General features: G+C 33.5%; 22 protein-coding genes. 10 read left to right on the plus strand and 12 right to left on the minus strand.

Annotation, left to right across the window (positions count from 1 at the left end; translation table 11 throughout):
• Positions 1-240 precede the first annotated feature (240 nt).
• Positions 241-960, plus strand: coding sequence for a hypothetical protein (locus C1638_RS17335; protein WP_109623054.1), 720 nt, complete (start codon positions 241-243; stop codon positions 958-960).
• A 73-nt stretch (positions 961-1,033) separates the two neighbouring features.
• Here C1638_RS17335 and C1638_RS17340 read toward each other — a convergent pair whose 3' ends face one another.
• The 6 genes from C1638_RS17340 to ruvX all read right to left on the minus strand — a co-directional run bounded on the left by C1638_RS17340 (position 1,034) and on the right by ruvX (position 5,409).
• Positions 1,034-1,807 carry a hypothetical protein gene (locus tag C1638_RS17340; RefSeq protein WP_109623057.1) on the minus strand — a complete coding sequence of 258 codons (774 nt, stop codon included), beginning with the start codon at positions 1,805-1,807 and terminating at the stop codon, positions 1,034-1,036.
• Positions 1,808-1,839: 32 nt separating this feature from the next.
• Positions 1,840-2,718 carry an SdiA-regulated/phytase-like domain-containing protein gene (locus tag C1638_RS17345; RefSeq protein ID WP_109623059.1) on the minus strand — a complete coding sequence of 293 codons (879 nt, stop codon included), beginning with the start codon at positions 2,716-2,718 and terminating at the stop codon, positions 1,840-1,842.
• Positions 2,719-2,776: 58 nt separating this feature from the next.
• Positions 2,777-3,544 (minus strand): nucleoside triphosphate pyrophosphohydrolase, encoded by a 768-nt coding sequence (gene mazG, locus C1638_RS17350; RefSeq protein WP_109623061.1) that lies wholly within the window; start codon positions 3,542-3,544, stop codon positions 2,777-2,779.
• Positions 3,545-3,788: 244 nt separating this feature from the next.
• Complete coding sequence (locus C1638_RS17355; RefSeq protein WP_109623063.1) at positions 3,789-4,346, minus strand: DUF5606 family protein; 558 nt, start codon at positions 4,344-4,346, stop codon at positions 3,789-3,791.
• A gap of 77 nt (positions 4,347-4,423) precedes the next feature.
• Positions 4,424-4,996 (minus strand): peptide deformylase, encoded by a 573-nt coding sequence (gene def, locus C1638_RS17360; RefSeq protein ID WP_109623064.1) that lies wholly within the window; start codon positions 4,994-4,996, stop codon positions 4,424-4,426.
• The gene (gene ruvX, locus C1638_RS17365) at positions 4,993-5,409 is read right to left on the minus strand and encodes a Holliday junction resolvase RuvX (protein ID WP_106917387.1); all 417 of its coding nucleotides are present in this window, start codon (positions 5,407-5,409) and stop codon (positions 4,993-4,995) included. Before ruvX ends, def begins: the two co-directional genes overlap by 4 nt.
• 115 nt (positions 5,410-5,524) lie before the next feature.
• Between ruvX and C1638_RS17370 the strand changes: the two genes are divergently transcribed.
• Together C1638_RS17370 and C1638_RS17375 are read left to right on the plus strand one after the other, a co-directional pair.
• The gene (locus C1638_RS17370; RefSeq protein WP_109623066.1) at positions 5,525-6,001 is read left to right on the plus strand and encodes a SixA phosphatase family protein; all 477 of its coding nucleotides are present in this window, start codon (positions 5,525-5,527) and stop codon (positions 5,999-6,001) included.
• On the plus strand, positions 5,982-6,872 hold the full coding sequence (locus C1638_RS17375) for an archaemetzincin (protein WP_109623068.1): 891 nt from the start codon (positions 5,982-5,984) through the stop codon (positions 6,870-6,872). Before C1638_RS17370 ends, C1638_RS17375 begins: the two co-directional genes overlap by 20 nt.
• Positions 6,873-7,031: 159 nt before the next feature.
• Here C1638_RS17375 and C1638_RS17380 read toward each other — a convergent pair whose 3' ends face one another.
• Positions 7,032-8,576, minus strand: coding sequence for a serine hydrolase (locus C1638_RS17380; RefSeq protein WP_109623070.1), 1,545 nt, complete (start codon positions 8,574-8,576; stop codon positions 7,032-7,034).
• 97 nt (positions 8,577-8,673) lie between these two features.
• Between C1638_RS17380 and C1638_RS17385 the strand changes: the two genes are divergently transcribed.
• From C1638_RS17385 to rsmD, 6 genes are all read left to right on the plus strand, one after another.
• Positions 8,674-9,138, plus strand: coding sequence for a hypothetical protein (locus C1638_RS17385; RefSeq protein ID WP_109623072.1), 465 nt, complete (start codon positions 8,674-8,676; stop codon positions 9,136-9,138).
• Between the two features lie 89 nt (positions 9,139-9,227).
• Positions 9,228-9,677, plus strand: coding sequence for a hypothetical protein (locus tag C1638_RS17390; protein WP_109623074.1), 450 nt, complete (start codon positions 9,228-9,230; stop codon positions 9,675-9,677).
• A complete protein-coding gene (locus C1638_RS17395) occupies positions 9,677-10,174 on the plus strand; it encodes a metallophosphoesterase family protein (RefSeq protein ID WP_109623076.1) in 498 nt (165 codons plus the stop codon). The genes C1638_RS17390 and C1638_RS17395 overlap by 1 nt, the downstream gene beginning before the upstream one ends.
• A gap of 109 nt (positions 10,175-10,283) precedes the next feature.
• Positions 10,284-10,778 (plus strand): DUF8465 domain-containing protein, encoded by a 495-nt coding sequence (locus C1638_RS17400; RefSeq protein WP_109623077.1) that lies wholly within the window; start codon positions 10,284-10,286, stop codon positions 10,776-10,778.
• 18 nt (positions 10,779-10,796) lie between these two features.
• A complete protein-coding gene (locus C1638_RS17405) occupies positions 10,797-11,513 on the plus strand; it encodes a DUF3822 family protein (protein WP_109623079.1) in 717 nt (238 codons plus the stop codon).
• A gap of 79 nt (positions 11,514-11,592) precedes the next feature.
• Positions 11,593-12,165 carry a 16S rRNA (guanine(966)-N(2))-methyltransferase RsmD gene (rsmD, locus tag C1638_RS17410; RefSeq protein ID WP_109623081.1) on the plus strand — a complete coding sequence of 191 codons (573 nt, stop codon included), beginning with the start codon at positions 11,593-11,595 and terminating at the stop codon, positions 12,163-12,165.
• On the opposite strand, the gene C1638_RS17415 is transcribed toward rsmD, so the two are convergent.
• Complete coding sequence (locus C1638_RS17415; RefSeq protein ID WP_109623083.1) at positions 12,162-12,509, minus strand: winged helix-turn-helix transcriptional regulator; 348 nt, start codon at positions 12,507-12,509, stop codon at positions 12,162-12,164. The genes rsmD and C1638_RS17415 overlap by 4 nt on opposite strands.
• An 83-nt stretch (positions 12,510-12,592) precedes the next feature.
• Here C1638_RS17415 and C1638_RS17420 point away from each other — a divergent pair, with 83 nt between their 5' ends.
• Positions 12,593-13,192 (plus strand): nitroreductase family protein, encoded by a 600-nt coding sequence (locus C1638_RS17420; RefSeq protein ID WP_109623085.1) that lies wholly within the window; start codon positions 12,593-12,595, stop codon positions 13,190-13,192.
• Between the two features lie 120 nt (positions 13,193-13,312).
• Here C1638_RS17420 and murI read toward each other — a convergent pair whose 3' ends face one another.
• From murI to C1638_RS17440, 4 genes are all read right to left on the minus strand, one after another.
• Positions 13,313-14,143: a glutamate racemase gene (gene murI, locus C1638_RS17425; protein WP_109623274.1), complete on the minus strand. Its 831-nt coding sequence runs from the start codon at positions 14,141-14,143 to the stop codon at positions 13,313-13,315.
• 97 nt (positions 14,144-14,240) lie between these two features.
• Positions 14,241-15,365 (minus strand): radical SAM family heme chaperone HemW, encoded by a 1,125-nt coding sequence (hemW, locus tag C1638_RS17430; RefSeq protein WP_109623087.1) that lies wholly within the window; start codon positions 15,363-15,365, stop codon positions 14,241-14,243.
• Positions 15,366-15,415: 50 nt separating this feature from the next.
• Positions 15,416-16,366, minus strand: a complete 951-nt coding sequence (locus C1638_RS17435) for a PorP/SprF family type IX secretion system membrane protein (RefSeq protein WP_076356143.1) — start codon at positions 16,364-16,366, stop codon at positions 15,416-15,418.
• Between the two features lie 553 nt (positions 16,367-16,919).
• On the minus strand, positions 16,920-17,702 hold the full coding sequence (locus C1638_RS17440) for an XRE family transcriptional regulator (protein WP_109623089.1): 783 nt from the start codon (positions 17,700-17,702) through the stop codon (positions 16,920-16,922).
• Between the last annotated feature and the right edge of the window lie 43 nt (positions 17,703-17,745).

Here is a 17,745-nt window from a genome sequence, read left to right on the forward strand (position 1 = left end):
ATTACGATTAAAATATTTAAATTTTGGTATAAAACTAATTTAAATAAAATTTAATAATTCCACTTTTTAATAAACATTTTTCAGAGATAATACAAATATGGTTTTTAAATAAAGACCATATTTTTTGTATTATAGAATTAGCATACTCATACAGCGATATACTTATTGATTTAAGAAAAACAGATGTTTTAAAAAGAAATTATATTTGTTTAAAATTATTTCAATAAAATCAACAACTCGATGAAAAAAAAGCTATTATACATGGCATTATTTGCTGTGTCAATAAACATAAATGCACAAGTTGGGATACAAACACCTACACCACAACATTCATTACACGTTAATGGTTCTCTCCAAGTCGTAAAAGATATCAATGTGGGAGGAAATGCAAATACCAAAGGAAATTCAGGGAGTAAAGGTGAGTTCTTGATGTCAAACGGAACGGGGAATGCACCGGTATGGAAAAGTATAGAATCTGAAAATTTCTTAAAAGTAATTTATGTTGGAAATAAAACAGATATCAGTCCAGCCAGTGGCAGCTATACAGGAACTCACAGCACCCCGGTGAATACTCACGAAAATTACTCACAAACCTACATCTTCAATGTAAGCAATAAAATTGACAATGCTTATTTGACATACAATTCCGGAACTGGGTTATTTACAGTTGTTAAAGCGGGGTTTTATAATATTGTCCCTTATGTTACCTATGACCTGAATCTAAATCCGTCTGGACAAACAGCCGGAACAGCAAACTCCTACATTCAAAGAGTATCACCTAGCCAAACAACGCTTGCAGGCATATCTACCGGCCACGGAGAACGCACCACAGGACTGAACCATAATTTATCTTCCATCAATTTTTTTAATCCGGGAGATACTTTCAGAATACGTTGCCGCTATACGCAGAACTTCCGAATCTCAAGTGGCAATATCCACATATCTTACCTTACTCCATAGCAAATTTTGACCTTAATCATATCAACTATATCATTCAAAAAAAATCCACAGAAAGTATCTGTGGATTTTTAATTTATAATGGGTGGTATAGTAGAACCTGCCCTTTTGAGTCATATTTATAGGCCAATTTATGAATTGTTGCTGCAAAAATTATTTCTGCATTTCCATTAGATGGATGAGCAAATTGCTTCACAGTGACTTCCTTCTTTCTAAAATTATTGGCAGATAAACTTTTTTCATAGAGATCATCACTCACCAATCCCATTTTTTTGAAAGGATTCTGGGCGTTATCAAAATCTGAATAAATAGTTGTAGTAAGTTCTACATCTGCTCCCTGCAGTTTATGTAAAAACTCACTCTTAGTAATGTTTTTAGTTACCGGATTAAAATAATATGTCACAAAATAATCAGAAAGACCATTTGTTGGTTTCAAATATATTTTGATCTTATCATTTTCATATGTATAGGTCTTGGTCCCTTGTATAAAATCCTGAATATACAGCACTTCCTTTATTGGTCTATTGTTTTGCAATGTATAAACATTGGTTAAATCAGAATCAAAAGAATAGCTTATTTTAGCTTCATTGCCTTGATAAGTAAGGTAGGTATGTGCATCTGAAGAAAAATTTTTACCCATAAGCCATCCTGATATTTTTGTCAAATTACCATTCTCATAATTAAATCTATAATACCAATCAGTATTCAGATTACTCGTTGGCCTGTCAACATAATGTATATATGCTTTATCTGGTTGCAAATCTTGTATCTGGGTTTCTTCAGCTGTATCCTCATTGCTGCTGCATGAAAATAAGCTTAAGGCAAATAGAATGTAAAATATTTTTTTCATGATTAATTAGTAATGGCGGCAAATATAAGATTTTATGGCTGAATAGAAAACTGATAGACATTTCCACCCTCATTTTTGCCTTTTTCATCTGCAATCATTAAGGTTTTATCATCTTGAAAAACGATAGCTTCTTTCTGAGAATTATGGTTTAGAGGAATCTTTTGGATCTTAGCAGTATTGAAATCATCAGATGTAAATCCTGTAAGAACATGAACATTTTTATGGGTTAGTAATACAATCTTATCTTTGGTAGTATTAATAGTAGCTGATGTAATAGCCGCATCATTATACCCTCCTTGGAGTTTTAATTTCCCGATCAGTTTAGCTTCAAAATCACCTTCTTTATTTGGAACCTTAAATACTAGGAATGTTCCGTCAAAGCCTTTACTTCTGTTCTTTGTAAAAAGGTAGAAGTTACCATCCATTTCTACAAACGCTTCACAGTCATACAACAGGTTTGATTTTTTCGGTGGAAATTCTGTCTGTCCTTCGTAATGAAACTTTGTCGTCTGAACAACCTGTGTTGTTTTTTGAGTAGCGTCTTTCAGATCTGTTTTTAAAATGGCCAGATCTCGTCTGTCATTATCATTATTTCCAAAATCTCCAATGTAAATATTTCCCTGTGCATCTGATATAATATCTTCCCAATCAGTATTTTCAGCATTTTCTACTGGTACCTTGGCGATCATTTCTCCTTTATCACTTAGGCCATACATTGCATTTTTATTTCCCCTGTCCTCTATCACCCAAATGGTCTTTTTATCTTTTGACAAAGTAATCCCGGAAACTTCCTTTAGTTTTTTAGGTAAAGAAAATTGCGGGTTTAAATCATCACCTTGCGCTGGTGAATTCTGAGCCTTAGGATTGCAGCTCAATAGAAATAAGGTAGGTAACATAAGAAGTCTTAGCATTGTGTTGTTTTTTAATTTAAACTAAAAATAAAAAGCATTAATTGTTCCAATCGGAGTGTTATGATAACTGTTTTGCTTTTTCCCAAAGAACATCCATTTCTTCCAGAGTCATATCAGCTAGGTTTAAATCCTGCTCACGGGCAAGATTTTCCATCTTTTGAAACCTTGAAATAAACTTCAGATTGGTTCTTTCTAAAGCTGAATCAGGATTTATTCCTGAAATCCTCGCATAATTTATCAATGAGAAAAACACATCTCCCAACTCCAGTTCTTTTTTATCCAGATCTGTTTCAGCGTGAAACTCCTGAATTTCCTCATCTACTTTTTTCCAGGCATCTTCTGCATCATGAAATTCAAAGCCAATACCTTTTACCTTATCCTGGATTCTATAGGCCTTAACCAGGCTTGGCAGGCTTTTCGGAACACCTCCTAAAATAGATTTGTTTCCTTCCTTTAACTTTAGTTTTTCCCAGTTCTGTTTCACTTCTTCCTCATCTTTCACTTCAATATCTCCATAGATATGAGGGTGACGGAAGATAAGCTTTTCATTAAGGGAATTAATTACATCTGCGATATCAAAACTTTCTTTTTCAGAACCTATTTTAGAATAAAAAACCAAGTGAAGCAGAACATCACCCAATTCTTTCTTTATTTCCTGCAAATCATCCTGTAAAATGGCATCAGAAAGTTCATAGGTCTCTTCAAGGGTAAGATGACGAAGGGATTGCAGAGTCTGCTTTTGATCCCACGGACATTTCTCACGAAGATCATCCATAATGTCCAATAATCTTCCGAATGCTTCTAGTTTCTCCTGTTTCGTATTCATATGTAACTGCAAATTCAATCTTATACAAATGTAAGCGTTATTTTCACTCTACTACAAACCTTAAAGTTGAAAGTTTATATTAAAAGATGTAAGGTAAGTTGCACAAGTTTGAACATTAATTATCACAGTAAATTATGATTTATTATATTGATTTTTAATTCTTTGATTCTCTTATTTAATAAACAAAAAAAAGCCTTGTCAAGAAAATTCTTAACAAGGCCTGTATTTTTAATTCAAAAATGAATTATCCTTTTTTAGTATGTGTGCTTTTCGGAGCCGCTTTTGCAGCTGAAGTAGCTTTTACTTTTGGTGTTGCTGGCTTTTCTGCCTTTGGAGCAGCTTTTTTAGCTTCTTTTTCAATGCTTACCTCTTCTGCAGGCTCGCCATCTAAAGTTTCAGCTTCTGCTTTTACAAAGCTATCAGGAGTGATATATCCTGCTTTGTGAAGAATATTGTACCATTGAGCCAATTTCTTGATGTCAGATGCATATACTCTTTCTGTATCATAATTAGGAAGAGAAGACAACATAAAGTCTTTCAATTCTGCATCAGATGATTTGTGAGAAATAGTTTCTTTATAATCATTGTTTTTAGCAACATTTTCAAAAACTTCAAACAAAGGAACTTCTTTATCAAATGTAAACATTGCAATATTATCCAATAAGCTTACCTGGCTAGAGTTCCCGATGCTTACTTTTTTCTTGTTGGTAACATCTTCAATGATGAATCCGTTTCTTAATTGAGAAACTAATTTGTAAAGTCCTGGTTTTCCAGAAATTGAAATTATTTTTTCTAACAGCATAATTTTATTTTTTGTAAATTCTGCAATCAGCCTATAGCTTATTGCTTATTATTATTTCTTTTTAATCCTTGTTTAAGTTATTTTGGAAACCTCATTTTGTAACCAATGCTTACATCACCCTGAGAGATCTTCGTAAGTTTTCCTTTTACCAGTTTCTTCTTCAAAGCACTCAAGTGATCGGTAAACAAAACCCCCTCAATGTGATCGTATTCATGTTGAATTACGCGGGCTCTAATATCGGAAAAAGTTTCTGTATGTTTTACAAAATTTTCGTCATAATATTCAATAACGATTGTTCCTTTTCTTTTCACATCTTCCCTTACATCAGGAATCGACAGACAGCCCTCATTAAACTTCCATTCTTCACCAGATTCTTCTAGAATTCTGGCATTAATGAATACTTTTCTGAACTCTGCCAACTCGTCCTTAATATCTTCATAATCCTCATCTTCTGCAAGAGGCGTCACATCTATTACAAACATACGGATATCCAAACCGATCTGAGGCGCTGCAAGACCTATGCCATTGGCGCTGTACATCGTTTCAAACATATTTTCTATCAGTTCCTGTAATTCGGGATAGTCTTTATCTATATCTTTTCCCACTTTTCTCAAAACAGGATCCCCAAAAGCTCTTATCGGTAAAATCATCTTAATCTTTGTTCTAAAAAATTCTGCAATATGATGGTTGCACTTACTTTATCTATTAATCCTTTTTCCTGTCTTTTCTTCTTGGTTTTTCCACTTTGGGAAATAAAGAATGAAGCCATCTTTGAAGTAAATCTTTCATCAAAACGGTGAACTGCAATATCCGAAAATTCCTTCTTAAATTCTTCAATGAATTTTAAAATATCGGTTTCCACTTCTGAAATATTTCCTCTCAAATCTATGGGAAGCCCAATTACTACTTCATCTACCTTATTTTCATTGAAATATTTTTTCAAAAATTCCATCAAAACACGGTTCTCTACAGTCTCCAGCCCACTGGCTATAATCTGCATATCGTCTGTTACAGCAATGCCACAACGAGCCTTTCCGTAGTCTATTGCAAGGATTTGTCCCATAAGTCTGCAAATTTAGTAAAATTTACTGATTTTATTCATAACGCAGTTTTTTTATATAAATCATGTTTTATTCCATTATTTTTTTTATAATTTTAATCTTCCAAAAAACAGATATATGAAAAGACTCATCCTCGTAAGACATGCAAAAAGCGACTGGCCGGAAGAAACGGAGGACTTTGACAGACCCTTGGCAGACAAAGGTTTGGAGGATGCTATGAACATCTCCAGATTCCTAAAACATAATAATATTTCCATTGATCATTTTGTATCAAGCCCGGCAGTACGTGCCCTGAATACCTGTAAGATTTTCAATCAGACCTATCAGTTGAATTGCTCTACGAACGAAAAACTGTATAATCCTTCGGAAAGAAATTTTGAATCTGTAATCTATGAGCTGGATGATAATCTAAGTTCTGTTGCCCTTTTCTCTCATAATAATGGAATTTCCAATTTTGCCAATTCTATTTCTGAAGATATTTTTCACTTTCCCACCTGTGGTGTTGCCGGTTTTGAAGTAGATTGTGAATCATGGTCAGAGTTTGATGGTGCCAAAAAGAAACTTTTGTTCTTCTATGAGCCCGGGAAAATATAACTTTACCTCAGCAATTCTTTATACAGTACTATTTATTTTCTTTTTTTCATGTCAAAAAAAAGAGCAGCCCTACTTTGAAACCATTGCAATCAATGATGTAAAACTTTCTACTCCTAAATACGGAAGTTGGAGATATAATCATGATGAAAAATTTCAGCAGTTGGGAGATTTTCAAAAATCTAAAAAGATAAAGCCTGAGCCAGGAAAAAAAACAATATATCTACAACCTATCGGAGAGTTTAATGAACTCCAGAAAAAGGAAGTAGCTCTTACAAAAGAATATTTAAGAATCTATTTCCAGCTTGAGACAAAAATATTACCTGTACTACCCAACACTATTTTTCCTAAATCTGTAAAAAGAATTTCTAAGGAAGGGCAAGAACAGGTATTGGGAGGATATGTACTGGACAGTATTTTAATAAAAAGAAAACCAAAGGATGCTGTAGTATTGATGGGCATCACAGAAAAAGATCTTTTCCCAAGACCTGACTGGAACTATGTTTTCGGATTGGCTTCTTATGAAAATGGTGTGGGAGTAACCTCAATATACCGGTTTGCTAATGGTAATTTAACAGATTCTAATTTTAATGATAGTCTTGTAAGATTAATGAAAATTAGCTCTCATGAAATCGGACACATGTTTGGTATCAGTCATTGCCTGAATGCAAATTGTGTAATGAACGGAACGAATTCTCTTACAGAAACTGATTATCATTTTGCAAGAGCCTGTTCACTCTGTCAGATGAAACTGAATTCAAGCATACATTATAACAATAAAAAACGATTATCTGAACTAAAAAATTTCTTTAAAAAACTCCACCTGAATACAGAATTTTCTTTAGCTCAACAGGATTTAAACTTACTTCAATAGACCAAAGTTTATTCTAGAAACTACCTATTTCTCTCCAGTGGAGGTGTGGCATTTTTTTTTGACGGATGATTAAACTCCGACTAAAGCCATCATCCGCTCCATATAAAAAGAACGGGCTTTAGCCCGTTCCTATTGAATTATAATAACAAATAGTTTCGATTATTTTTTCTTCAGATCCAGATCATCAAAATCAAAACTGAAATCCGTCACATCCGAAATAGCTTTCAACTTTGCAGATTGTGCTTTTCCAGTCTCATCATAACTGAAAATAATATAAGCATCAGCATCATAGCTTCTGTCATCCCATTTAATAATGAATGAGTTATTCGAATAAGGAAGCAACTCGCCTTTTAATCTCGGTGAATTTTTACATAAAATTCTGTAAGTACCTCCCTGCTGTGTAATTTCTACATCACCAAACCAAACATCATTATATGTTCCTGTAAATTGCTCTGCTTTTGGCTGAAGTGATTTTTCTTTTTTGAATGCTTCTGATTTCACAAACGCTTCTTTCTTTTGCTTTTCAAATTCCACATTCATTTTAGACATCCTTTCACCATAGGTTTTCAGCCAGTTTCTATCTGTCACTCCAAGGTAAGAATCCTTTACCGTATTCGTAATCGTATTAAAAGCTGCCCCAGACTGTTGATTAGTCAAAACAACAATTCCCAGTTTAAGATCAGGAATTAAAGTAAACTGTGTTACCGTACCGATAAGACCTCCTGTATGTTGTACCTGTTTGTGCCCTTTCACATCACTTAAAAACCATCCTAAACCATATCCGTAAAAACTCGTATCATATGGATTTTTTGCGGCAACTCTATCAGGAATCTGCAGACTCCAAAGTTGTTGAACATTCTTATCAGAAACCAGTTTCTTACCGTCTTTAGTCGTAAAGTTATTCAAAAGACATTCTGCCCAGGTTGTCATATCCTTAATATTACTCATAATTCCTCCGGCAGCATTAGCTGTTTCATTCCAATCATGAGGAACTGCAATTGCTTTTCCGTCTACGGGAGCATGAGCGTCAATTTTATTGGCCGAAGTTTTCGCTCTGTTGTAGCTTCCAAAACTGGAAGTCATTCCTACAGGTTTCATAATTTTTTGCTCGATAAATTCTGCCCAGCTTAATCCGGAAACTCTGTGGATCACTTCTCCGGCAACAACAAACATAATATTATTATAGTCGAGGGTGGTTCTGAAAGGATTTTCAGGCTTTAGATATCTTACATTATGAACAATATCATTAACCGTTAAATTTCCTCCTTCCGGAAAAAACATCAAGTCACCTTGTCCCAATCCTAACCCTGCTCTATGCGTAATCAGATCCTTTATTGTTACATTTTGGGAAACATACGGATCGTACATCTGAAATTCAGGAATGTATTTGGAAACCTTATCGTCCCAGTTCAGTTTTCCTTCATCTGCCAGAATTGCTAGTGCCACACAGGTAAAACCTTTCGAGTTAGAAGCGATTCCGACAAGTGTATTATCATCCATGGCTTGCTTGGTGGTGAGTGAACGTACTCCAAATCCCTTGGAATAGGTCACCTTTCCATCTTTTACAATTCCCACAGACATTCCCGGAACGTCAAAGGTTTTCAGAGTATTTTGGATCAGTTCATCCAGTTTTTTTTCTTCAACCTGTGCATTGGCTAATCCTACGGTTAAAAGAAAAATGAAATAAGAAAGTTTCTGCTTCATTATTTTTTAATTTTCCCAAATTTAGTAAATATTAGGTGATGTTAATTTTGTCAATGTTAAAAGTTTACTTACATTTCCCATTAATCAGTTATTATTCATGAAAAAATCTATTGGGATCCTATTATTATCAGTTTTCGCAGTCAGTTTCGTTAAGAGTCAGGATAAGACTTCTAACCCGCTACTTTTACAAACCTGGAAACTGAAAAAGCTAGACACCTATATTTATACTTATGAAACACAGGATGTTTTTGATACAAAAAGCCCTGGTCTAAAATTCAATAAGAACGGAAAAGTCATAGGAAATTTAAGCAAATCAGCCAACGGATATGATGCTACAGAAGATTTCCCTAATAAAGCTTCAAAATTTGAACGTTACAGTGGAAGCTGGAAAAAAGTTTCAGATTCTTCAATTGCTATTGTATTCCCCTCCAATAATAGTATGAATGGCACTTTTACCATTTCAAGGCTTATCGGGAGTGAACTGAAATTAAAAAAAGTTTTCAGTGCAGATATTGAAAAGAAACTGGATTCCATACGCAGAACCAAGGACATTTCTTATTAAACTACTGAAATGTTTCGGGTAATTATCTGAACTCATCAAAATAGGTTTTTATTAAAGCTTCTTTATATTTGCAGTCTAAAAGCATTACAATGGCAATACACAGATTATTAGCTTTCATTTTATTGATGATAAGTTGTAATTTATATTTTTCTCAGGATGTAACCATCAAAGATGATAAAGTTCTTCTGGATGGTAAGCAAATTCTGAAAGCAGAAAAAATCAATGCAGCTCAGTATTCATTCTTTTCAATGAAAGATGATGAAGAGGTTTTGCTGTACAAATACATGGATAATGAAACACCTAGATATGTAAGTGATGATTATTTTATCTTAAACTTTCTGACTGAAAAAACTAAAATAGAATCTACAGATTTGGCTAAAATTGCCAACTTCATGAATTCTAAAAAAGGAATGGAAAAGCTTGTAAGATGGCTGTTAAAGGAAAGAGTCATCAATCACGATGGAGAACTGAACTCTGAGCGTGTTGCTGTATTTAAAGACAAATACGACGAAAATATCACTGAAAGAACACTTAGATAATGACAAAGATTCTACTTCTCTCCGATTCTCACTCCTATATTGACGATCGAATCTTAGAGTATGCATCCCAAGCAGATGAAGTGTGGCATTGTGGTGACTTTGGAAGTATGGATGTTATTGAACAACTGGAAAAAGTAAAGCCCTTAAAAGGCGTCTACGGAAATATTGATAATGCCAAGATCCGTTCAGAGTTTCCTGAAGTGAATCGTTTTTTATGCGAAAAACTGGAAGTTCTGATGATTCACATCGGCGGTTATCCCGGAAAATATACTCCGATTACCAAAAAAGAAATCACTGAGAAAGCTCCGAAATTATTTATTTCAGGACATTCACATATTCTAAAAGCCATGTATGATGAGAAAAATAGCCTTCTCCATCTAAATCCCGGAGCTTGTGGAAAACAAGGTTGGCATAAAATGAGAACAATGATGCGCTTTGTAGTGGATGGTGATGAAATCAAAGATCTCGAGATTATTGAATTGGGACCGAGAGTTTAGCAGATTTCTGGATATAAAGTGACAAAGATTAAATAGACTCATCTTATTTCTGATAAAACCAGAGATTGGTTTATCATTTGCTAAAGAGAGCGAATAGGTTTTAAATAGTATGAAAATTGGGGATACCGTTTCTGTAGTAGACGAGAATTTAAGCGGAGTTGTGACTTCCGTGAAGGGAAACATTGTGGTTTTTAAAGATGAATACGGCTTTACCCATCAATATCCCAAAGAAAAGCTGGTTCCCAAAGATAAAGATCTTTACGAAAATATCAGAGTGGTAAGAAAAGCAGAGCCTAAAAAGATTATTTCTAAAAAACATCAGAAAAATCATTTGGTTTTGGACCTTCATTTTCATAATTTGGTAAAGAATCCTAGTGATTATGACAGTTTTGAAAGATTGTTTATTCAAAAGGAAAAATTGATCGAGGTGTTGGAATTTTGCAAAAGAAATAACCTGAAGAGATTGGAGATTGTTCACGGAATTGGTGATGGAATTCTTCAGAGGATGGTTCGGGATGTTTTGGAAAGCCAGGTTAATATTGATTTTTATAATAAGGAAATACTTCACCATCAATCGGGTGCGGTAATGGTAGAATTTCACTAAATTTGCAGCAATTGAAATATGAACGTACTTAATTTACTTTTTACCAAAGACGGATTGATCTACCAGATTGTGAAAAACAAAAACATTCTGGAAGAAAAGTCTTATTTCGTTACTGAAGAAACCCCAGCCAACCTTATTGAGGACAAACTGGATGAAGTTCTTATCAAACAGCGATTTGATGAAATACAGGTGATTTCTGCATGGAATCATTTTACCCTGATGCCGGAAGGTTTTTCTGACCACGATGCCGGATTTGACTTAATCTCTTTCAATGCTCCTACTGATAAGGAGAAAGAAGAACTGATGCTTTCCATCAACAAAAAATTTAATATTCAGTTTTATTATACTTTCCCGAAGAATTATTACAAGAAAATAAAGGAACTAGCTATACCGGTACACTTTAATTTCTCGGGAGAAAAGTTTTTAAGTTCAATTAATAATAAGAATAATAAGGAGATTCATATCAACCTTTATCATAATCAATGTGAATTTTTTGCCATTGACAATAAAAAGATTATACTTTACAATAATCTGGATGTAAACTCTGAAGTTGACTTTCTTTACTTCATTATGTTTACATTAAGTAAAATAGGTTTTGGTATTAATGAAACCAGCTTTTATGCCTATGGAGAAACAACGGAAAATGAGACCTTTATTTCCGAGCTTCAGAAATTTGTGAAAAATCTGAAAATTGTTTTTGACAATATTCCCAACAAGAATTTTATACTTAATTAGCTTACAGATCACAGATAAAAGGAATCTGATTCCAAAAACATCTACCGTCTATAATCTATTACCTAAACCCTAATACAACATGTTCAGAATAATATCAGGCAAATGGAAAGCCAAAAAAATTGCCGCCCCAAAACACTTCGATGTAAGGCCAACCACAGATTTTGCCAAGGAAGCTTTATTCAGCATTCTGGAAAATAAATACGACATGCAGTCGATTGCCGTACTTGATCTTTTTGCAGGAATCGGTTCTATTACTTTCGAATTTGCTTCCAGAGGATGTCAGAATGTAACTTCTGTGGAAATGAACCCAAAGCACACATCCTTTATAAATACTACAGCTTCTGAGTTAGACATGTCTCTTCAAATCAACGTACAAAGAGACGATGTATTTGCCTGGCTGAAAAAATTCAGAAATAAAAAATCCTTTGAGATTGTATTTTCAGATGCCCCTTTCGAAATGGAGGAGAAAAAATACTACGAATTGATTTCTCTGGTTTTAAATAACAAATACCTAAAGGAAAATGGAGTTCTTATTGTAGAGCATCAAAGCAGAATGAAATTGGAACACCCCAATCTGGTAGATACAAGAAAATACGGAAACGTGAGTTTCAGTTTTTTTAATCCAAATAAAGAAGATAATCAGGAACTTTAATTCCTGATTATTTTTTTTGACCTTTCAGGAGCTGTTTTGCCCCATTTTGTAATTTCTTCTAAAACCGGCAGCAAAGTCTTACCAAAGTCCGTTAATGTATATTCTACCATTAAAGGTGGCTTTTCTGTAAACACTTTCCTGTCTATAACATTATCTTCTTCCAGCTGTTTGAGCTGAAGACTCAATGTTCTTTCTGTAATGGTAGGAATTATCTTCCTCAATTCATTATATCGTTTCGCTCCATCAATGAGATGATATAAAATTACAGCTTTCCACTTTCCTCCTATAAACCTCATGGTAACACTTGTACAACAAGGATAATTTTTGTCGTCTATTGTATACATTTTATACTATCATTTTTTACCGTTATTGCAAAGTTAATAAACTTAAATTAATTTTGTAACTATAAAAATGATAGTATAAAATTATGAGCTTTTTAGACAAAATGAAAACAAGGTATACTGTAAAAAAGTATAACCCACAAGGAAATATCAGCGATGAGCAAATTTCTCAATTGAAAGAAATTCTGAACCTGAGTCCATCTTCCATCAACAGCCAACCATGGAACTTTATTTTTGTAAACCGCAGTGAGTTGAAAACAAAACTTGCAGAGGTTTCTTACATCAATAAAGAGAAAGTATTGGACTGCAGTCATCTGATTATCTTTCAGGTTATTAAAAATCCTGAAGATTTTGAAAAACAGATTGAGGAAAATCTTCCTGAGGGTAGTGTAAATTATTACAAAAACAGAGTAAAGCCTAAAGGAGAAGCTGAGGTAAAAGCTTGGTTGGGGCATCAGGTTTATTTATCACTGGGAGTATTACTTTCTGCATGTGCTGATATGGGAATAGACTCTACCCCAATGGAAGGTATTGAACCAGATCAATATGATACCATCCTGAAAAATGAAAATTATGAAACTCTTTTTGCTGTAGCTATTGGGGAAAGAACAGAGACAGATGCTAATCAGCCGAAATTTAATCCGAAGACAAGACTAAAAGCTGAAAAAGTGATTTTGGAAGCCTAATTTCCAAACACGAATCTCACAAATTGATTTGCACACTGTGTATTGAAATAGCTTCACTATTCTTACAACAATAATTTATAAAGAAAAAAGTCTGCTTCTATATGAGGCAGACTTTTTTCTTTATAATACTTTTAGCTCTAAGTCAATGGTTTTACCAAAGAATTTCTTGGAGATCTTTTCAAAGTTCTTGGTAAGATCTGAAAGGTAAAAATGGTAATTAGGTGCCGGATTATTATCATTGAGAAGATTATATTTATCCAAAATAATCTTCAGATGATTGGCTACAATATTTGGGGAATCAATAACTCGGACTCTATTTCCGTAATATTGTTTTATTTCATCTATTAAAAGCGGATAATGGGTACAACCTAAAATTAAAGTTTCAATATTCTTCAATTTACTATTACTCAAATAATTGTAAATAATAGCATGAGTAATCGGATGATTCTTGAAACCTTCTTCAATAGCAGGAACCAGCAACGGAGTCGCCAATTCATCCACCTTAATCCATTTATTATGTTTTCGGATGCTTTTCTTGTAAAGACCGGAATTCACCGTTGCTTTGGTCGCAATAACTCCAACATTATTGTGAATTTCATAGGATACTTTTTCAGCAACGGGATTAATAACATCAATTACCGGAACCTTACCCGCAACAGACTGCATAACTTCATTTAAAGCATTTGCCGTAGCTGTATTGCAGGCAATTACAATCGCCTTACAATTCTGCTTCAGCAGGAAGTTGGTAATTTTTGTAGAATATTCTATAATCGCTTCTTTTGACTTTTCGCCATAAGGAAGGTGCTTTGTATCACCAAAATAAATAAGGTCTTCATTAGGAAGAAGCCTTTTGATTTCTTTAGCTACAGTAAGTCCACCTACTCCACTATCAAAGATACCGATAGGCTGGCTGGGTGAAAGATGCGAGTAATCTTGTTTTTTAGTTTTCAAATGAACTGAAATTTTATACAAAAATACGAAGATTTTAGATTCAAAATTTGAGTTTAACGAGTTTATTTATCCTAAAGCCGGCTCTTTTTTAAACCTATTAAACTATAAATAAATCAGAAGCAATTCCATCTGCCATAAACCAATGTTTTTCAGGAATTTTTAAGTGATTATCTTCAATAATTAAAGTACCTGCTTCCATTTTCTGTTTGATTTCATTTTGAAAATGCTCAAGAAATCTGTCGTTAAATTTATCTTTTAAGCTTTTCAGATCAACTCCCCAGATTGTTCGTAGTCCAATCATGATCATTTCATTAAACTGATCTTCCAAAGAAAGAATTTCCTCTTCCTTAGCCAGAAGTTTTGCATTAAGCTTTTTAATATATTGCTGATTATTGGCCACATTCCAGCTTCTTACATCAAATCCGTTGTAGGAATGTGCTGAAGGGCCTATTCCCAAATACTCCTGATACTTCCAATATGCAGAGTTATGTCTGGAATAAAAACCAGGTTTTGCAAAGTTGGAAACTTCATAATGTTCAAAACCATTATCTTTTAAAAAGTCTGACAGGTAATAAAATTCTCTGTTTTGTTCTTCTTCCCGTGGGCTTTTAACTTTTCCCTTAGATATCCAGTTTTCTAAAGCTGTTTTAGGTTCAACGGTTAGCGCATAGGAAGAAATGTGAGGAACTTCCAATGCAATGGTTTTGTTTAAATTGTCTTTCCAGATTTCAAGATTCGAGGTAGGTGAACCGTAAATTAAATCTATACTTAAGTTTTCAAAACCAAAGTCCTGAGCACGCTTAATAGAACCCTCTGCTTCTGAAGCGGTATGAGCTCTATTCATCAGTTTCAGGTCTTCTTCAAAAAAACTTTGGGTTCCGATAGATAACCGATTAACAGGAGTTCCTGACAATTGTTTTAAAAAATTTTTATCCAGATCATCGGGGTTGGCTTCCAGTGTAATCTCTATATCTTTTTCAAAACTAAAGTAACGTAAAACCTCATCAATTAAGGAATTGATTTCATCTACCGAAAGAATGGAAGGAGTTCCGCCTCCAAAATATAAGGATTTCAGACTCTTATTCTGTAATTCATCTTTTCTAAGTTTTATTTCAGCTTTCATTGCATTGAGCATCTCGTCCTTAAAATTCAAGGAGGTAGAAAAGTGAAAATTACAATAGCTGCATTTTTGTTTACAGAAAGGAATGTGAATATATATCATAAAAAAAGCCCTGAAAAATTCAGAGCTCAAATTTATTTAAATTAAATTGATTAATATCTATATCCTCTAACATTAATAAAGTTATCGAAGTTATAACCAAGACCAATCATGAAGCTATTTCCTCCATATTTCTGAATATCAGACAATCCAAGGTTATAAGTAGCTCCAATCATAAATTTATTGAATCTTACTTTAACAATAGGAGCAATTTCTAATTGCTGACTGTCAAATCTATTCTGAGCAGCTCTATAGCTTACCCCAAAAGAGAATGCATTGATCTCGTTTGAGAATGTAGCCATTAGGTTATAATCCATTACTCTTGTTGAGTTGGTATTCAGGTTGATCATTGCTGCAGGGGTCAGCATGATATTATCGGCAATGTGCCAGTTATATCCTAAGTTTAGGAAGAATTTAATTGGAGAAGGTTCGTATCCGTTTACAATTGGTTTATCGTTACCTAATGCGATATCATTCACAGACACGCCCCCAAAAAGGTTTTTATAAGTAGCAGCCAAACCGAAATTAGCATAAGCCATAAAGATATTACTTTCTTCACCTCTTACTAATGGGTCACCCTGCTCTTCAACGTTAATTTTAGAATAATCAAAATTTCTATTATACAAACTTACACTTGTACCAAAAGAGAACTGATCTTTTCTATCTCCTTCACTACTTAGAGGAATAAAATATGAAGCACCAGCTGTAACACCTCCTGAAGACTCTGCTCCATTACTGTCTCTGAATACTGTTAGACCGGCACCTACTCTATCGAATATGTTTGCATTGATTCCCACTGATTGTACGTTTGGGGATTCGCTGAATTTTGAAAATTGCTTTTGATAAATGGCATTGAGCTGTACGTAGTCTGTTTTACCGTACTGAGCTGGGTTGAACAGGAAGTCACCATCCAAAAGATACTGTTGATAATATGGTAGTGATTCTTGTGCTTTGTATGCATTTGACAAAAGAGCTAAACATACGATAGCATATAGTTTTCTCATAACAAATATGAGGGGTAGTTCTAAATGTAAAAAGTAAAAGTAAAGTAAAAAGACCTGAAAAAGCCCAAAAACAAAGGGTTTGCGTTAGATTTTGAGCTGAAATAAGGATGAATCGAAATGTAAATTTACTGCTATTTATTACCATAATGCTACTATAATATGCGGGATTAAAAGATCATTTATAGCTTAAATTTGATATACTTCTATTATCCCTACCATTTACTACCTTTATTGGCTCTAAACATCGTTTTAGGGCTTTTTTTATTGGAAATTAGTTCCATTTATTTCAATAAAAAAAGGTGGTTTGTAATGTAGATGAAAAAAAGCTGTTTTTTTAAATGGATTACCAAATGGATTACCAAATGGATTACCAAAAGGCAGTAAAAATATGATGTTAAAAAATGATAATTGATATTAAAACGGGGTAAAACAACATTAAAAATCGCTCAAAACTTAGTTAATTTCAAATGTGTGTTAAAATAAAAAGTATATAAAACTCTGATATTGAATCATATACGTGTGTTTTGTTTTTTGTACTAATAAAAAAGATATGTTATTTATTTAAAGTTTTCTTCATTTGTTGCATTTCTGCTTCTAAATCACTTACACGATCATAAATATCAGCAGGATCTGGTAATTGAAAATTGAGATGTAATTTTACTTCCCAAACTTCTTTTATTGAGTCAGGATCGATATTTTGTGTAGGATAATTTCTTCTATTATCTGATTTACAAATAAGATTATTGTATTTATCTATTCTATTGAGACATCTTTTCACTAATCCATCCTCAATTTCATTTGAAATAATTGCATAAAGCTGATTGTCTTTTATACCACTAAGCCAATCTTCAACAAACTCTCCTACTACATAACTTTTATTTGGTAATGTTGGAAACATTGAATTTCCCTCAACCTCAAACATTCTGAATGTACCATTATTTAACCCAGGCATTCGATAAGCTGGCAATTTTTGAATAAATGTAGGATTGTTAAAGCCAGTCAAATAACCAGCTTTAAGCTTTTGCGGAACTAGTACAATATTATCATTATTGTGGCTGTCAACAGTTATTACATTTGGTTGAAATAAATAATTAGAATTTGATTCTCCTAAAACATTTGGCAACTCTATTTTTGTTTCATTCCCCACTAACCAATCAAGTGATTTTTTAAAAATGGAAGACATTTCCATTAACTGGCTTAGTGTTGGGAGCAATTTTCCTTGTTCAATTTTACTTAATTGACTATTATCAATCTGAATTTTGGAAGAAAATTCCATTTGAGTTAAACTATTTTGTTTTCTTAACTCCTTGATTCTTAATCCTATTTCGTTACTCATATGTTAAAATTTGTAAATACTTCCATTTTTATTTTTGAAATTG

The sequence above is a fragment of the Chryseobacterium oncorhynchi genome (assembly GCF_002899895.1).
Taxonomy (GTDB): Bacteria; Bacteroidota; Bacteroidia; order Flavobacteriales; family Weeksellaceae; genus Chryseobacterium; species Chryseobacterium oncorhynchi.

Bases quoted from the DNA above. Each gene is read 5' to 3' on its own strand.
- C1638_RS17335 (WP_109623054.1), top strand. From the start codon at position 241: ATGAAAAAAAAGCTATTATACATGGCATTATTTGCTGTGTCAATAAAC.
- C1638_RS17340 (WP_109623057.1), bottom strand. From the start codon at position 1,807: ATGAAAAAAATATTTTACATTCTATTTGCCTTAAGCTTATTTTCATGC.
- C1638_RS17345 (WP_109623059.1), bottom strand. From the start codon at position 2,718: ATGCTAAGACTTCTTATGTTACCTACCTTATTTCTATTGAGCTGCAAT.
- mazG (WP_109623061.1), bottom strand. From the start codon at position 3,544: ATGAATACGAAACAGGAGAAACTAGAAGCATTCGGAAGATTATTGGAC.
- C1638_RS17355 (WP_109623063.1), bottom strand. From the start codon at position 4,346: ATGCTGTTAGAAAAAATAATTTCAATTTCTGGAAAACCAGGACTTTAC.
- def (WP_109623064.1), bottom strand. From the start codon at position 4,996: ATGATTTTACCGATAAGAGCTTTTGGGGATCCTGTTTTGAGAAAAGTG.
- ruvX (WP_106917387.1), bottom strand. From the start codon at position 5,409: ATGGGACAAATCCTTGCAATAGACTACGGAAAGGCTCGTTGTGGCATT.
- C1638_RS17370 (WP_109623066.1), top strand. From the start codon at position 5,525: ATGAAAAGACTCATCCTCGTAAGACATGCAAAAAGCGACTGGCCGGAA.
- C1638_RS17375 (WP_109623068.1), top strand. From the start codon at position 5,982: ATGAGCCCGGGAAAATATAACTTTACCTCAGCAATTCTTTATACAGTA.
- C1638_RS17380 (WP_109623070.1), bottom strand. From the start codon at position 8,576: ATGAAGCAGAAACTTTCTTATTTCATTTTTCTTTTAACCGTAGGATTA.
- C1638_RS17385 (WP_109623072.1), top strand. From the start codon at position 8,674: ATGAAAAAATCTATTGGGATCCTATTATTATCAGTTTTCGCAGTCAGT.
- C1638_RS17390 (WP_109623074.1), top strand. From the start codon at position 9,228: ATGGCAATACACAGATTATTAGCTTTCATTTTATTGATGATAAGTTGT.
- C1638_RS17395 (WP_109623076.1), top strand. From the start codon at position 9,677: ATGACAAAGATTCTACTTCTCTCCGATTCTCACTCCTATATTGACGAT.
- C1638_RS17400 (WP_109623077.1), top strand. From the start codon at position 10,284: ATGAAAATTGGGGATACCGTTTCTGTAGTAGACGAGAATTTAAGCGGA.
- C1638_RS17405 (WP_109623079.1), top strand. From the start codon at position 10,797: ATGAACGTACTTAATTTACTTTTTACCAAAGACGGATTGATCTACCAG.
- rsmD (WP_109623081.1), top strand. From the start codon at position 11,593: ATGTTCAGAATAATATCAGGCAAATGGAAAGCCAAAAAAATTGCCGCC.
- C1638_RS17415 (WP_109623083.1), bottom strand. From the start codon at position 12,509: ATGTATACAATAGACGACAAAAATTATCCTTGTTGTACAAGTGTTACC.
- C1638_RS17420 (WP_109623085.1), top strand. From the start codon at position 12,593: ATGAGCTTTTTAGACAAAATGAAAACAAGGTATACTGTAAAAAAGTAT.
- hemW (WP_109623087.1), bottom strand. From the start codon at position 15,365: ATGATATATATTCACATTCCTTTCTGTAAACAAAAATGCAGCTATTGT.
- C1638_RS17435 (WP_076356143.1), bottom strand. From the start codon at position 16,366: ATGAGAAAACTATATGCTATCGTATGTTTAGCTCTTTTGTCAAATGCA.
- C1638_RS17440 (WP_109623089.1), bottom strand. From the start codon at position 17,702: ATGAGTAACGAAATAGGATTAAGAATCAAGGAGTTAAGAAAACAAAAT.